Here is a 13293-nt window from a genome sequence, read left to right as displayed (position 1 = left end):
CGGCCCTCGCCGGTGAGGGAGAGCCAGGTGCGCGGGCGCTTGCCGACGTAGCGTCTTGAAGGCGCTGATCACGGATCGTAACAGATTGATTGCGATGACCATCGCCGCGTATCCTCGGGGCCAGCGCTTGATTTACTGCACGCACATTCCGCCGGATCAGGATCACTCATGGCGCAGCTGTCAGTGAGATCGTATGCGAGAGCCCTGCTCGAGGAAATCGAAGGGCGCAGTCCGGAGCGGCAGACGCGCCGGCTCATGGAGCAGGACGAGGCGACCGCGCAAAAGGGCACGGAGGCTTTTCTCAACGATATCCTGGACCACATCTCCAATTATGAGATGGAGCATCGCGCCGATTTCATGACGGCCTGCGACGATGCCCGGCTCAGGAGCGCGTCCAGGCCCGCCTCGCTGCTCCACGGCGTCATCTCGCTCGTCTGCGTGACCGTCAAGCTGCTGGACCGCCGCTTCAAGTCCCCCGACCTGACGGCGCAGCAGGAGACGGACGAATACTGCGCCGAACTGTTCGCCGACCCATGGCTCAAAGAGGCGATCCGGGTGGTCTACCGACCGGCCAATCGCGTGGCGGAATCCGCCGAGTCGCGCACGTGGGACGATATTGACTTCCGCACCACCGAATACCACAAAGCGGGCACCACGTCGTTCATTCTGAAAGGCCGTAGAAGTCAGGCGGTGAACGAAGCGGGCGCCCGGCCGTTGCTCGCTCTGAAATGCGTCCTGTTCCCGTGGAACAAACTCGCCGCCATCGCCCGGGCCACCGACGCGTACGCGGCCACGTACGGCACCGACGAGATCACCTCCGTCGTCGTCAAGCCCATATCCTCCTCCGACCGATGGGTCGTCATGCCGTTCCAGGAGGGGGAGACACTGGGCGAACACCTGTCCTCCTTCGAGGAAGGCGGGCCGACCATGGCCGCCCGCCTCAGGAAGGCCCAGCAGGTCGCCGCGAAATTAACGGCGGCGCTCCACCGTCTGGCAGGCGGCGCCCCGGTGGATCCGAAGGATCCGCGAAGCCAGCACCTCGACCTGTCGCCTAACAACGTCATCCTGGACAAGGAGACGGCCGAGGTCCGCCTGATCGACCTGGGCATCAACCACCTCTACAGCCGCCAGGTGGGCATCGCCGAGCACGACGACTCGGTCTACATCGCGCCGGAGATCAAGAACAGGCGGCCCGAATCCGTCACCGCGGACGCCTATTCGCTGGGCATCATTCTCATGGAGATCCTGACCGGGAGCCCGCCCAGGGACGGCCGGACGCCGGACGAGATCTGGACCACGAGCCCGATCCTGGGCCGCGTACTGGAAGACCTGATAGACGAGCGTCCCGAGCGGCGGCTGCTGCTGCGGCCGGACACCGAGCAGTTCGCGTTCGACGCCCTCGGCGAGCACCTGGATTTCTATTTCGCGCTGGTGCAGCAGGAGTCCGAGGTGCAGGAGAGCGATTTCGCCCGGCCGTTCGCGAAATACGCCCCGACGTCGCGGGAGGTGGCCACACAGTTCAAGCAGATGGTGTCGTGGCGGAAGCTGGGCGATGGGCGGCCGCGGCGCGAGGAGTACCTCCTGCTCTTCTCGGTGATCGCGACCGCTTCCTGGTGGTTCATCGCCGCGAAGACCGCGCTGCTCAAACTCGACGACGTCGTCACAGGCGAGGTGAAGATGGAGGAGTTCGTCGCCGACGCCGGGTTGGCGGCCAACATCATCGCCTTCTGCCAGGGGCTGGTGGCCGCGAAGTACTACCAGACCATTTTCGCGCGGCTCTCCGTCAGGGCCATTCCCGGAAGGCTGGCGACGGCGACGGAGCTGCTCATGCGCTCGATGGCGGTGGTGGCGGTGCCCACGACGATCCTGTCGACGTTCTGGGAGGAGCTGTATTGGATCTGGCCGTGGACCTCCGCGGCCGGCGCCCTCGCGGTGACGGCGTGCAACGGCATCACGCTGAGGCTGGCGACGCGGACCATCCGCGCCTCGCGCAAGGAGTTCTCCACCATTCCGGAGCGGGGCAAGGTCTTCGCCCGCGGTTACGAGCAGTGGTGGTGGACCATGCTGGTCTACGCCATCCTGATCATCATCCTGGCCACCGGGGTGGCGGCCGGGCTGCTGCATGACATCTGGGCGTACGTCTTCATCGCCGTCGTGGTCTCGGTGGGCGTCCATTACGTGTCCAAGTGCGTGGGCGCCGGACCGGCGGTCCGCGGCAGCCTCGCGCGCGCCTTCTTCGCCGGCGAACGCATGGCGATCCTGTCCCGGCGGGCGGCGGGCTGAAAGCTTCAAGCTGGCGGGCAAGCGCGGGTAGCCGTGGGCCTTCAGCGGCGGGCTGCGAAGAAGGCGCGGATGTCCCCGGCGAGGAGCTCCGGAGCCTCCTGCGCGGCGTGGTGGCCGCCGCGGTCGAATGCGCTCCAGTGCACGATGGCCGTGTGGTCGCGCTCGGCGAGGGCTCGGACCGTCGGGAAGAAGTCGCCGGCGAAGCAGGCCACGCCGAGCGGGAACGACGTCGGTCCGGGCGGCTGCTCGTTCCCGTGGTAGCCGGACAGGGCCGCGCTGCCCGCGCTGTCGGTCACCCAGTGGATCGTGGCGTTGGCGAGGATGTAGTCGTCGTCGACCGACTCGCCGAACAGCTGCAGGTTCCAGGCGAGCTGGCCGGCCGGTGAGTCGGCCAGCGCGTGGGCGAGCGTCTGCGGCTGGGTGGACTGCAGCTTGAGGTAGGCGCCCCTTTCGTCCAAGAAGCGTTGCATCGTACGTACCTTCGCCAGGTCGCCGGGCCCCAGTACCGTCAGCTCGCCGGGATCTCCCGAGGGCAGGGAGAAGAGCTGGGTGACGTGCACTCCGGTCACGTTCCGGGGGTCGAGACGGCCGAGCTCCAGCGAGATGAGGGCGCCGACGTCGTTGCCGTGGACGCCGTACCGCTCGTAGCCGAGCCGGCGCATCAGCTCGGCCCAGGCCCCGGCCGTGCGGCGGCGGTTCCAGCCGGCCTCCCGGGGCGTCCCGGAGAACCCGAAGCCAGGGATCGAGGGGATGACCAGGTCGAACTCGTCACCGAGCAGCCCTATGACGGAGAGGTACTCCACGACCGACATCGGCCAGCCGTGCGTGAGAACCAACGGGAAGGCGCCCGGCCGGGGCGAGCGGACGTGCAGGAAGTGCACGTCCACCCCGTCGATGTCGGTGACGAACTGCGGATGGGCGTTGACGGCGGCCTCCTGCGCCCGCCAGTCGAACGCCTCGCGCCAGCGTTCCACCAGCCTCCTGACCCGCTCGGACGGCACGCCGTGCCCCCGGCCGGGTAGCGAACGGGTGAAGCGGGTCCGGGCCAGGCGCTCGGCGAGGTCGTCGAGACAGGCCTGCGGGACCTCCACGCGGTATGGCCGCATCAGCCCCGCGCCGCCTTGTCGATCAGGTGGGCCAGCTCCACTGGCTTGGTGATCATAGGCCAGTGTCCGGCGTCGAGGGTGACCAGCTCGTGGCCGGGCGGAGCGGCCGGCTCGCCGGGGGTCGCCGGTGCAGGCGATGAAGGTGCGCGGCAGCCCTTCCACCGCCCCGAGATCGGCCGGCGCGGGGTCGCGGTAGGTGTTGACGGGCTGGCCGGCCGCCCGGGCGCGGAACCAGCCCCGGTCCTGCGGCGTGAGCCCGTGCGCGCCGAAGTTGGCATCGATGATCTCGTCGCTCATCACGGGGATCCACCCGTCCACCACGGTGTTCATGATCGCCTCCTCGACACCTGGCGGCGCGATGTCGAACAGCGTCCTGCCCGCCTGCGGAAGGACGGCGGCGACGTAGATCAGACGGGCGATGCGCCCGGGGATCGCGGCGGCGGCGACCGTCGCCGGGGCGCCCCCGTAGGAGTGCGCGACGAGCACGACGTCACGCAGCCCGGCGACCTCGATCGCGGCCCTGATGTCGTGGGCGTGCGTGGTCAGCGTGGTCGCCTCCGAGCCGAGGTGCGCCCGGTCGCCGAACCCCGTGAGCGTCAGCGGGTGGACGTCGTGACCGGAGGCGGCGAGCACGGGCGTGACCCGTTCCCACGCCCAGGCGCCGAGGAAAGAGCCACCGACGAGAACAATGACGGACATGACGGACTCCCTTCGAGTGTCGTACGGGGCCAGGCTAGGAAGGATTGTGGACGCTTTCTGCCCTGATTTAGGATGCGGCGGTGTCCCGTCCCGCCGCTCGCGTCCTGGCGCTGCTCGAACTCCTGCAAAATCGCGGCTTGGTGTCCGCAGACGAAGTCGCCAGGCGGCTCGAGGTCGACGCCCGAGCCGTGCGCCGCTACGTCACCGCCCTGCGCGACATGGACATACCCATCGAGTCCGTACGCGGACGCTACGGCGGTTACCGGCTCGCCCGCGGCTACCGGCTGCCGCCGCTCATGCTCTCCGACGAGGAGGCCGTCGCCGTGGCGGTCGCGCTCGCCGCAGCGAGCGAGCGTGAGACAGCCGGCGCGCCCTCCCCCTCCGACCGCGCGCTCGTCAAGCTCAACCGCCTGCTTCCCACGGCGCTGCGGGAACGCGTCAAGGCCCTGGGCGCGGCCACTTCGGTGACCGGCTCGGAGCCGCTGACACCGGAGCCCGACCTGGCGCTGACGCTGGCCGCGTCCGTCCAGGCGCGCCGCGCGGTCCGGATCGAGCACAGCGGCCGCGCACGCGACGTGGACCCGTACGGGCTGGTCGTGCACGCGCGCCGCTGGTATCTGGTCGGCCACGACCACCTGCGCGACGACCTGCGCATGTTCCGCCTCGACCGGATCACGGGCGCCGCCGAGTTGCCACGCCGATTCACCGCGCCCGCCGGGTTCGACCCGGTGGCGCACGTTCTGCGAGCCCTGACGCTGGGCGCGTGGACGCATCGCACGGAGGTATGGCTCGACACCGACCTGGCCACCGCCAGCGCCCGGCTCCCCGCCACCTTCGGCGAGCTCCGTCCCTGTCCGGAGGGCGGGGTGCTGCTGGTCAGCGGGGCAGAAGACCTCGCGGCGATGGCACGCCTGCTGACCGGCCTGCCCTGGCCGTTCACCGTGAGAAACCCGCCGGCCCTCACCGCGGCCCTCGCCGCCCACGTCGAAGCCCTCACCGCGGCGGTGGCCCGCTCCGACCACGCCCCGGCCTAGGGATTTTGAGCCAAGCTGCTGCGCGACGGCCGGCGCCCCCGGTTCGCCGTCGCCGCTTGATCACCGCGGGCCCGGTGATCGCTTGAGTGCGTCGTGGACCCGGTCACAAGGCCTGGTTCCAGGTCATGGAACCGGGCCATCATGTACACGCCGCTGGTCAGCTCCACCAGTCCCGTTCGGGCAGTCTCAGCCAGGTGTCGGACGGTCCGGTGATCGCCCGGGCATCGGTCGGCCGCAGGTCCGCACCGGCGCAGCAGTAGGCCACGGCCTGATGGTGGAACAGATATGTGGTGAGGATCTCCGCGGCCGGGCTGCCGGCGGAGACACGGCCGCCGCCGGGGTGGGTGTCCCATTCCTCGATGACGCCGTCGCGGGTGACGCTGCCCTGGTTGCCGCTCTTGGCGTTGGCGTACAGCCCGTAGCAGACGTGGGGCCCCGTGCGCGGCAGACGCCCCCGTCAGTACGGCAGATCCGCTTGACGCGCTACCACAGGGCGGTTAAACGACAATCATGGCAACCGTCCTCGCGCGTCTCCGTGGCGCGCTTACCAATGTGGATCTCGGCGTCGTGCTCCTCGTCGCCGCCGCCGTGAGCGTGCTCGACCTGCTGGAGGTGCTGAAGGACGGCCAATCCGACAAGCTCATCCTGCCGGTGCTGGCCCTGCTCGCGTTCGTGTGGATCAGGGACCGCACCAGGCAGGGGCGCATGGCGGATCAGATCGCCACCGTGGCGCGGAATACCGACGGAATGTGGCGGGTGCTGGCCAGTGGCGACTCGGTGAAGTCGCTCAGCGGGGCGGCCATCACCCGAGTCTTGGCCGAGGCTCGGGCGGGCAGCGACATGTGGCTGTTCAAGGGCGGCACCGGCACGTACATCAGAGCCGTCACCCTGCCCGAGTGCATCGAGCGGGTCAAGCGCACCCGCAGCAAGCTGCGCTTCCTGCTGGAGCTGCTCGACCCCACCGACGAGGCGCTGTGCACCTCCTACACCGAGCTCCACCGCAACCTGTCCCACGACGGCTCGGAGGAGAAGGAGTGGACCTCACTCGGGACGCGAAAGGACGTGTACGCCACGATCCTGTCCGCCTGCTGGTACCGCCAGCGCAACAGTCAGTTGCTGGAGCTCAAGATCGGCTTGTCGAACACGATCTCGCTGTTCCGCTGTGACCTCACCTCGCACAACCTGGTGATCACTCAGCGGGGGCCCGAGTTCCCCGGCCTGGCGATCCCGCGTACCAGCCCGCACTACAACCCCTGGTACGTCGAGTTGGAGAACAGCCTGAACCAGACCCGGTTGCTGCCGATCCACAAGGCGACGCCGTTGAGCGACGCCCCCACCGTGGCCGAGACCCGAGACCTGTTCGCGGCGCTGGGCATCCCGCTCACCGAGGAATTCTCCGACGCCGACGTGGCCGACATCACCCGCAGCGCGCTCAACCGCATCGACCCGTACGAGGGCCGGGTGCAGGTCCCGGCCCCAAGGACCGCGTCCATCAACTGAGGACGGAGGAAGGAAATCCGCGGGCCCATGGAACCCCGCCGCCATCGCCGGCACTTGCGAAGGTTCACCGGGTTCACCTCGGTCGGGTGAAGAGGCGAAACCCGGCAGGAGCGGCCGCCGCCCTTGTCGTGTGCCTTGTGGAAGGCTTACCAGCGCTCCACAAGGTGCTCGCGACCAGACGGCGGATCATACGGCTCTGGCCAGTAATCGGTGATCCGGCTGATCAGTCCCTGGCCGGAAAGTTCGAACCACACGCATGCGTCCTGGTGCTCGGCGCCGACGCGCGCGTCGATCCACGCCGCAGCATGGCGGCCATCGGCCACGATGCGCCTCACCTGGAGGTGCCAATCACCGGGATATTCCATGTTGAACTGGAGGAAGGTCGATTTCCCGCGGATTCGTTCACGGGTTTGCGGCATTTCGTACACCACGTCCTCGACGAGCAGGGCACCAAAGCTTTCCCAGTCACGTCGCTCGGCGTTGTCAACGTAGGCACGTACGACATGTCGGGTTCTGGATGTCTCGTCCACGTGCCGGACCTTACATCTGAGCACCGACACCTGACTTTCTCACGGTGGCGTGGCGCCCACGGCACTAGAAGTCGAAACGGTGGTAGTCGGCGGCCTTGGCTTCCTTCTCCGTACAGAAGAACGAGCCGTGCAGCGGCGTCACGTAGTAGTCCCCACCGCCAGGGACGTCGTAGCTCATGGCAGCGGCGAACCCGGTCGCGACGATGGGCAGGCCCCCGCACCTGATCACCTGGATCGGATAGCTCGCCATCACGCTGGTGAACGGCGTGACGAGCGCGATCACGTACACGACGACCGCCGCGACGAGCGCGCGCAGCCAGTCCGGCGAGAACCTGAGCACCGCGAGCAGGACCAGCCCTACGAGATAGGCCAAGACGATCAGCACCAGGTACGGCACCGCGAACATCACGGCCGATCGCCCGCGCAACGCGAGAGCCACCGCGATCAGCCCCAAGGCCGGGACGCCGAGGACGAACACCGCCAGCCAGCCGCTTGCCCGGCCGAAGGATCTTTGCTTCATACCCAGATGTGACGCTCCGAGGAGAGGGCCGGTTCATTCAGCGGGTTCCCCGTCACCTGGTGCCGTGACCGAAACCTTTGCCGGGGTCACGTCGGTTCAGCGTGGTTTCCGGCTCACTCAGCCGGCTACGCGCACGTGGCTCGATAGTGGACCAAAGGGGTGGCGCGGATGGCATTCTTGGGGGACGGCGATCACGAGGAGATCAGCGATGCCCCAGCCTCTTGGCACGCAGCCCGCGCCTCAGCGCACCCCTCTCACCGTGGAGGAGAGAGCCCGGAGCGAGCTGGTCTTCTCCGACCTGGTCGCCCAGCACCTCGTCGCCGACGGACGGTTCAGGGTGAGCGCCGATACTCCCGAGTTGGTGGAGCTGTTCCAGAGTGTCGCCCGCAGGGTGGGTGAGATGCTCCAGCGGCCCGTGGTGAGCTACGCCAACGGCAGGTACATGGTGATCACCTTCGGCCAGGAGGAGGAGGCCCCCGGCCTCACCGGCCGAGGCGCCCACTCAGTGCAGGAGTGACTGTCCGATCGTCCGCGTACCGCGATCAGGCCCAGAGCCGGAACGCCGAAGATGAATGCAGCCGGCCAGCCGCTCGCCCGGCCCAGCCAAGGCAGGTGGTGGCGGGGCCACGGCGACTCAGGTGTAGTACCCCTCGACCGGGACGCGCGCCTCGTCATACAGGGCCGGGCCCTCATACGGCACCTGCGGCCAGCCGCCACCCGGTTTGAGGCCGTTGAGCTGCTCCTCGGAGAGGGCGAACACGACGCGGCCGAGCCCGGAACGCTGGATCGCCCCCGTGCACATGGTGCAGGGCTGGCAGCTCGTGTACATGGTCGTGGCGGCCGCGGTGGCGGGATCGAGCTCGCGGGCCGCCCAGCGGGCCAGTTTCAGCTCGGGGTGCGCGCTGATGTCGGCGTCGGTGAGCGTGGTGTTCCGCTCCTCGGCCAGCACGCGACCGTCCGGGTCTGCCAGCAGCGATCCGAACGGCGGGTTGCCGGCCGCCCGCGCCGCGGCGGCGAGTTCGATCGCGCGGCGAAGAAGTCGTTCCTCGCCCTGTGTCACGGTTGCTCCTTTCGCGGGTGAAGGTCCCAATGGGCGGCGACGGCGGCGAGCATCTGCCATTTCGCCTCGGGATGAAGCGTCTCGTCCGGGTCGCCGTCGAACGGGTCGAGGACGACGGTCTCAGCACCGAGCAGCCGCAGCTGTTCGAGGTCCTCGACGACCTGGTCGATGGTCCCCTCGCCGGCGAGCCGGTCGGGACCGGTGACCGGCGAGCCGGTGATCCGCAGGATGATGCGCGGGGCGAAAGCAGGGACCGGCTGGTCGCCGGCGATGACCTTCATCCGGTCAACCGCCTCGCGCAGCCAGGGAAGAGTGTTCCGCAGCGGGTGCCACGCGTCGCCGAGGCGAACCGCCCGGCGGATGCCGGCGTCGCTGTTGCCGCCGATCCACAGCGGTATCGGGCCGGCGCGGTAGTCGTCGATGTCGTCCCGGGCGGCCCGTACCGCCCGGAGGGTGTCGTCAGTGAGCTTCCCGCGCTGGTCGAACGGCACGCCGAGCGCCGCGAACTCCTGCCGGGCCCAACCGGAGGCCACGCCGAGGACCAGCCGGCCGCCACTGAGCTGGTTGAGGTTGGCGGCCATGCGAGCGGTCAGGAGCGGGTGCCGGTACGGCGCGATGAGCACCGTAGTACCGAGCCGGACCCGGCCGGTGATGCCGGCGAGCCAGGCGAGGGTGGTGAACGGCTCATAGAACGGCGCGGGATACTGCTCGGCGACGTCGGGTGTCACCACCACATGGTCGGAGACCATCAGCAGATCGAAGCCCAGCCCCTCCACGGTCTGCGCCCAGCTGCGCAGGACGCCTGGGTCGGTGCCGGGCCCGAAATTCGGTACGTTCACGCCTACTCGCATCGATTCAGGCTATCCCAGGCGATCAGCCCCGATGAAGAGAGTGCTTCCGGCATAGGCGGTGGATGACCGTGATTCTGCCGGTAAGTTTGCCGGATGGCCGAGAATCTTGACGCGAGCGACTGGGCGATCCTCGTGGAGGTCCAACGGAACGGCCGCATCCCGTTGACCGAGCTCGGACGGCGGGTGAACCTCAGTTCGTCGGCGACGACCGAACGGGTGAGACGCCTCGAATCGATGGGCGTCATCACCGGCTACCACGCCGACGTCGATCTGGAGAAGGTCGGGTACGCGGTGCTCGCCGTCGTACGCCTCAAGTATCCGGGCAGCCGGCACGAGCCGCTGCACCAGCTGCTCGCCGAACGGATGGAGATCCTGGAGTGCCTGCGAACCACGGGCGACGACTGCTACACGCTGAAGGTCGCCGCGGCATCCATGCGCCATCTGGAACAGCTCATCGACGAGCTCGCCGAGTTCGGAAGCACGACGACCAACGTCGTTTACAGTCAGACGCTGCCGTACCGCGGTCCGCAGCGAGCCCCGGACGCCTGATGGCCCCACCGAGACCACACTGGCCATCATGCATGCGCGCGTAAAGCAGATCGTGGTGGACTGCCGGGACCCACAGAGCCTGGTTCGCTTCTGGGCCGCTCTGCTCGGCGGCGACCCGGTGGATCGCGCCCGGGGCTGGTCGCATGTCGAACCACCCGGGACCGTACGGCTGGCATTCCAGCGGGTCCCCGAGGACAAGGCCGTCAAGAACCGGCTGCATCTGGACATCGAGGTCGACGCAATCGAGCCGGCCACCACCCACGCACTGCGGCTGGGCGCCACGCGGATCGGCGAGACCGTAACCGATGATCAGGGGTCCTTCCAGGTCATGGCCGACCCGGAAGGCAACGAGTTCTGCTTCGTCTGTGATTGAGCCACTAACGAGGCATCGCCGTGCTGTGACGGCGACTGAGCTCCTGGAGGGCGCTGACGCTCGGGTCGCCGCTCAATGTTCTCAGGGCCGGTAGCCGACCGCCGCCGCGTTCCACGAGAACCATCCCGGTGGCCATGAACCCCTCCAAAAGCGAGCGAAAGATCTGTGAGTCTGGTGGTGGGCTGCGACGTCTCGGTCCTGGTCATCTGCCCCGACCGCAGGGCCGCCGCCCACTACGCACAGCCGATCGAGTCCGGGCTGACCGGCTACCGTCTGCAGGCCTGGGTGCTGGGGCCGGACGGCATCCCGGCCATCACCGACCCCCAGGAAGCCGCCGCCCACCCGGACCTTGCAGCCATGTCGGTCATGGTCCACGGCCGCGACCGCAAGGTCATCGAGGCGTTCGCCACTGCGCTGGCGGACATGACCGATGAACACGCTCCGGATTACTATGAATACGCTTACAGCATGTCCGCGCCCGAGATCCGCCGCCTCATGGAGGAGATCATGAAGTCCGCGTCCACCAAATGGCCGGTCTACAGCCCTTTCGCTCGCGAACACTTCGGCCGCGGCCGCAAAGAAGGCAAGACGGAAGGCAAGGCGGAGGGTAAAGCGGAAGGCAAGGCCGAGGAGGCTGCCAGGATGGTACTGCTCGTGCTGGCCACCCGCGGCCTTGACGTCCCCGACGACACACGCGTTCGGATCACCGCCTGCACCGACCTCGCCCAACTCGAAACCTGGGCCACCCGCGCGGTCACCGCCCAGAGTCTCCAAGACCTGTTCGACGAAGCGGACGCACAGCCCCGGTAATAGATCATCCGCGAGCGTGTGAGGAGTGTCCCAACCACGACGTGTCGAGGAAGCCGGAGCTCGCCGAGCCAGCCCTGCGAAACAGGGATCGAACGCTGGACTCTCCCCCTATGGGAGGCATCATGCTACTTCCGGCGTTCGGCCCGGACAGCGGCCCCGCATCCGCTGATCGCCCGGCTATCGAGGAGAGCGACGCATGACCATCGTGAAAGGCATCGAGGCTCGCGGCATGCAACACTGCGAGACGACGGCACTGGGTGTGCTGCTGCGGCATGAGGGACTTGATCTGTCCGAGCCCATGCTGTTCGGGCTCGGCTCGGGTCTGTCCTTCATCTATTGGGACGCCAAGAGCATGGAGTTCCCCTTCCTCGGAGGCCGCGTCAAGCCCTTCGACCTCACCCGGAACCTGGCCGCCAGGCTGGGGCTGACCTTGCTGGTCGAGGAGACCACCTCGCCACGCAAGGCGTGGGAGAACGTGTCCGCCCGCATCGATGCCGGACTACCGGTCGGCCTCCAGCTCGACTGCTACCACCTGGACTACTTCCAGTCGAAGGTGCACTTCGGTGGCCATGTCGTCGCGATGTACGGCTACGACGAGCACCATGCCTACCTGGTGGACACCGCGCAGCAGGGAGGAGCCGTGCGTACGAGCCGGACCACCCTGGCCATGGCGAGGGCCGAACGCGGCCCGATGACCGCCAGGAACCGCTCCTTCTCCATCACCCTGCCGGCGCACCCGCCCTCCTGGCAGGACCAGATCATCCCCGCGATCAAGGCCTGCGCCGACGCCTTCCTCGCCGCGCCCATCGCGAACCTGGGCCATCGTGGCATCGAGAAAGCCGCCCGCCAGGTGCCCAAGTGGCTGCTCCGCACGGACGAGCCGAAGCGGGACCTGCCGCAGGCCGCCCTCCTCATGGAGAAGGCTGGCACCGGCGGCGCCCTGTTCCGTGCCCTCTATCGTGACTTCCTCGGCGAGTGCGCCGGGCTCATCGACGATGACGACCTTCGCACAGGTCACCGGCTGTACGCCGAGGCCGCCGCCCTGTGGACGGACGTGGCCGCCTTGATCACGAAGGCTGGAGACGGGGGCGACTCGGCGTACCTCGAGCAGGCCGGTGTCATCCTCCACGACCTTTCGCGCATCGAGATGGATGCCATGCGGGTGCTGAGCGAGATGCGACCCCGGCCGTAGCTCACGAGGTGTCCGCGAGCTGACCACAGTTGCGGGCACCCAGTAACCAGGCAATGGGCGGCTCGGAGCCGACGATCCGTACGATCGGGCGCATGACATGCGTGCTCGTCGTGGAGGACGACCTGGTCATCAGGTCCGAGCTGGTCGAGGCGCTGGTGGCGCAGGGCTACGAGGCGGTGCCGGCCGCGTCCGGCGCCGACGCGCTCGCCGCGGCCGACCGGCACCAGCCGGATCTCGTCCTGCTGGATCTCGGCCTGCCGGACGTCGACGGCGTCACCGTGTGCCGGCAGCTGCGGTCGAGGGCGCCGGACACGGTGATCGTGGTTCTCACCGCCCGCACGCAGGAGTTCGAGGTCGTGGTGGCGCTGGACGCGGGCGCGGACGACTACCTGACCAAGCCGTTCCGGTTGACCGAGCTGATGGCCAGGATCCGCGCCCACCTGCGGCGACGCGGCCCGGCGCAGGGTGCCCGGATGTTGACCTCCGGGCGGCTCCGGCTCGACGTGCCCGCGCGGCGGGCGTACGTCGGGGAGGCGAAGCTGGCGTTGCGGCCCAAGGAGTTCGACCTGCTGGCGGCACTGGTCAGCCGTGCGGGCGAGGTGGTGACCCGCGAGCAGCTCATGGAGGAGGTGTGGGAGGAGAACTGGTTCGGCCCCACCAAGACGCTGGACGTGCACGTGTTCGCGCTGCGCCGCAAGCTGGCCCAGCACGGTGAGGGGATGGAGCGGATCGTCACGATACGGGGCCGCGGCTACCGCTACGAGCCCTGACCTCACGGCAGCGTGG

At 68.5% G+C, this 13293-nt stretch carries 14 protein-coding genes; 9 read left to right on the top strand and 5 right to left on the bottom strand.

Features of this window, described 5'->3' with window-relative positions; all coding sequences use genetic code 11:
• Window positions 1-168 precede the first annotated feature (168 nt).
• Window positions 169-2283: a protein kinase domain-containing protein gene (locus ACTMTI_RS40335; protein ID WP_441126049.1), complete on the top strand. Its 2115-nt coding sequence runs from the start codon at window positions 169-171 to the stop codon at window positions 2281-2283.
• Between the two features lie 41 nt (window positions 2284-2324).
• Here the strand turns inward: ACTMTI_RS40335 and ACTMTI_RS40330 are convergent, their stop codons facing one another.
• The gene (locus tag ACTMTI_RS40330; protein WP_441126048.1) at window positions 2325-4088 is read right to left on the bottom strand and encodes an alpha/beta fold hydrolase; all 1764 of its coding nucleotides are present in this window, start codon (window positions 4086-4088) and stop codon (window positions 2325-2327) included.
• Window positions 4089-4168: 80 nt separating this feature from the next.
• Between ACTMTI_RS40330 and ACTMTI_RS40325 the strand changes: the two genes are divergently transcribed.
• Both ACTMTI_RS40325 and ACTMTI_RS40320 read left to right on the top strand, forming a co-directional pair.
• Window positions 4169-5122 (top strand): helix-turn-helix transcriptional regulator, encoded by a 954-nt coding sequence (locus tag ACTMTI_RS40325; protein ID WP_441126047.1) that lies wholly within the window; start codon window positions 4169-4171, stop codon window positions 5120-5122.
• Between the two features lie 510 nt (window positions 5123-5632).
• On the top strand, window positions 5633-6622 hold the full coding sequence (locus tag ACTMTI_RS40320) for a hypothetical protein (RefSeq protein WP_441126046.1): 990 nt from the start codon (window positions 5633-5635) through the stop codon (window positions 6620-6622).
• Window positions 6623-6768: 146 nt separating this feature from the next.
• Here ACTMTI_RS40320 and ACTMTI_RS40315 read toward each other — a convergent pair whose 3' ends face one another.
• Window positions 6769-7152, bottom strand: a complete 384-nt coding sequence (locus tag ACTMTI_RS40315) for a nuclear transport factor 2 family protein (RefSeq protein ID WP_441126045.1) — start codon at window positions 7150-7152, stop codon at window positions 6769-6771.
• Between the two features lie 64 nt (window positions 7153-7216).
• Window positions 7217-7672, bottom strand: coding sequence for a hypothetical protein (locus ACTMTI_RS40310; RefSeq protein WP_441126044.1), 456 nt, complete (start codon window positions 7670-7672; stop codon window positions 7217-7219).
• A gap of 208 nt (window positions 7673-7880) precedes the next feature.
• Between ACTMTI_RS40310 and ACTMTI_RS40305 the strand changes: the two genes are divergently transcribed.
• Complete coding sequence (locus tag ACTMTI_RS40305) at window positions 7881-8189, top strand: hypothetical protein (RefSeq protein ID WP_441126043.1); 309 nt, start codon at window positions 7881-7883, stop codon at window positions 8187-8189.
• Window positions 8190-8306: 117 nt separating this feature from the next.
• Here ACTMTI_RS40305 and ACTMTI_RS40300 read toward each other — a convergent pair whose 3' ends face one another.
• Entirely contained in the window at window positions 8307-8732 is a 426-nt protein-coding gene (locus ACTMTI_RS40300; RefSeq protein WP_441126042.1) for a nucleoside deaminase, read from the bottom strand.
• Entirely contained in the window at window positions 8729-9583 is an 855-nt protein-coding gene (locus ACTMTI_RS40295; RefSeq protein ID WP_441126041.1) for an LLM class flavin-dependent oxidoreductase, read from the bottom strand. Before ACTMTI_RS40295 ends, ACTMTI_RS40300 begins: the two co-directional genes overlap by 4 nt.
• A gap of 93 nt (window positions 9584-9676) precedes the next feature.
• Here ACTMTI_RS40295 and ACTMTI_RS40290 point away from each other — a divergent pair, with 93 nt between their 5' ends.
• From ACTMTI_RS40290 to ACTMTI_RS40270, 5 genes are all read left to right on the top strand, one after another.
• On the top strand, window positions 9677-10132 hold the full coding sequence (locus tag ACTMTI_RS40290) for an Lrp/AsnC family transcriptional regulator (protein ID WP_441126040.1): 456 nt from the start codon (window positions 9677-9679) through the stop codon (window positions 10130-10132).
• Between the two features lie 28 nt (window positions 10133-10160).
• Window positions 10161-10505 (top strand): VOC family protein, encoded by a 345-nt coding sequence (locus ACTMTI_RS40285; RefSeq protein WP_441126039.1) that lies wholly within the window; start codon window positions 10161-10163, stop codon window positions 10503-10505.
• Window positions 10506-10670: 165 nt separating this feature from the next.
• Window positions 10671-11315: a hypothetical protein gene (locus tag ACTMTI_RS40280; protein WP_441126038.1), complete on the top strand. Its 645-nt coding sequence runs from the start codon at window positions 10671-10673 to the stop codon at window positions 11313-11315.
• A gap of 196 nt (window positions 11316-11511) precedes the next feature.
• On the top strand, window positions 11512-12507 hold the full coding sequence (locus ACTMTI_RS40275; RefSeq protein ID WP_441126037.1) for a BtrH N-terminal domain-containing protein: 996 nt from the start codon (window positions 11512-11514) through the stop codon (window positions 12505-12507).
• Between the two features lie 92 nt (window positions 12508-12599).
• The gene (locus ACTMTI_RS40270) at window positions 12600-13277 is read left to right on the top strand and encodes a response regulator transcription factor (RefSeq protein ID WP_441126036.1); all 678 of its coding nucleotides are present in this window, start codon (window positions 12600-12602) and stop codon (window positions 13275-13277) included.
• Window positions 13278-13293: the final 16 nt, after the last annotated feature.

Source organism: Nonomuraea sp. H19 (assembly GCF_052068215.1).
In the GTDB taxonomy this organism is placed as follows: Bacteria; Actinomycetota; Actinomycetes; order Streptosporangiales; family Streptosporangiaceae; genus Nonomuraea.
Note: the sequence above shows the minus strand (reverse complement) of the source record. Positions and strands in the feature narration are given on the sequence as shown.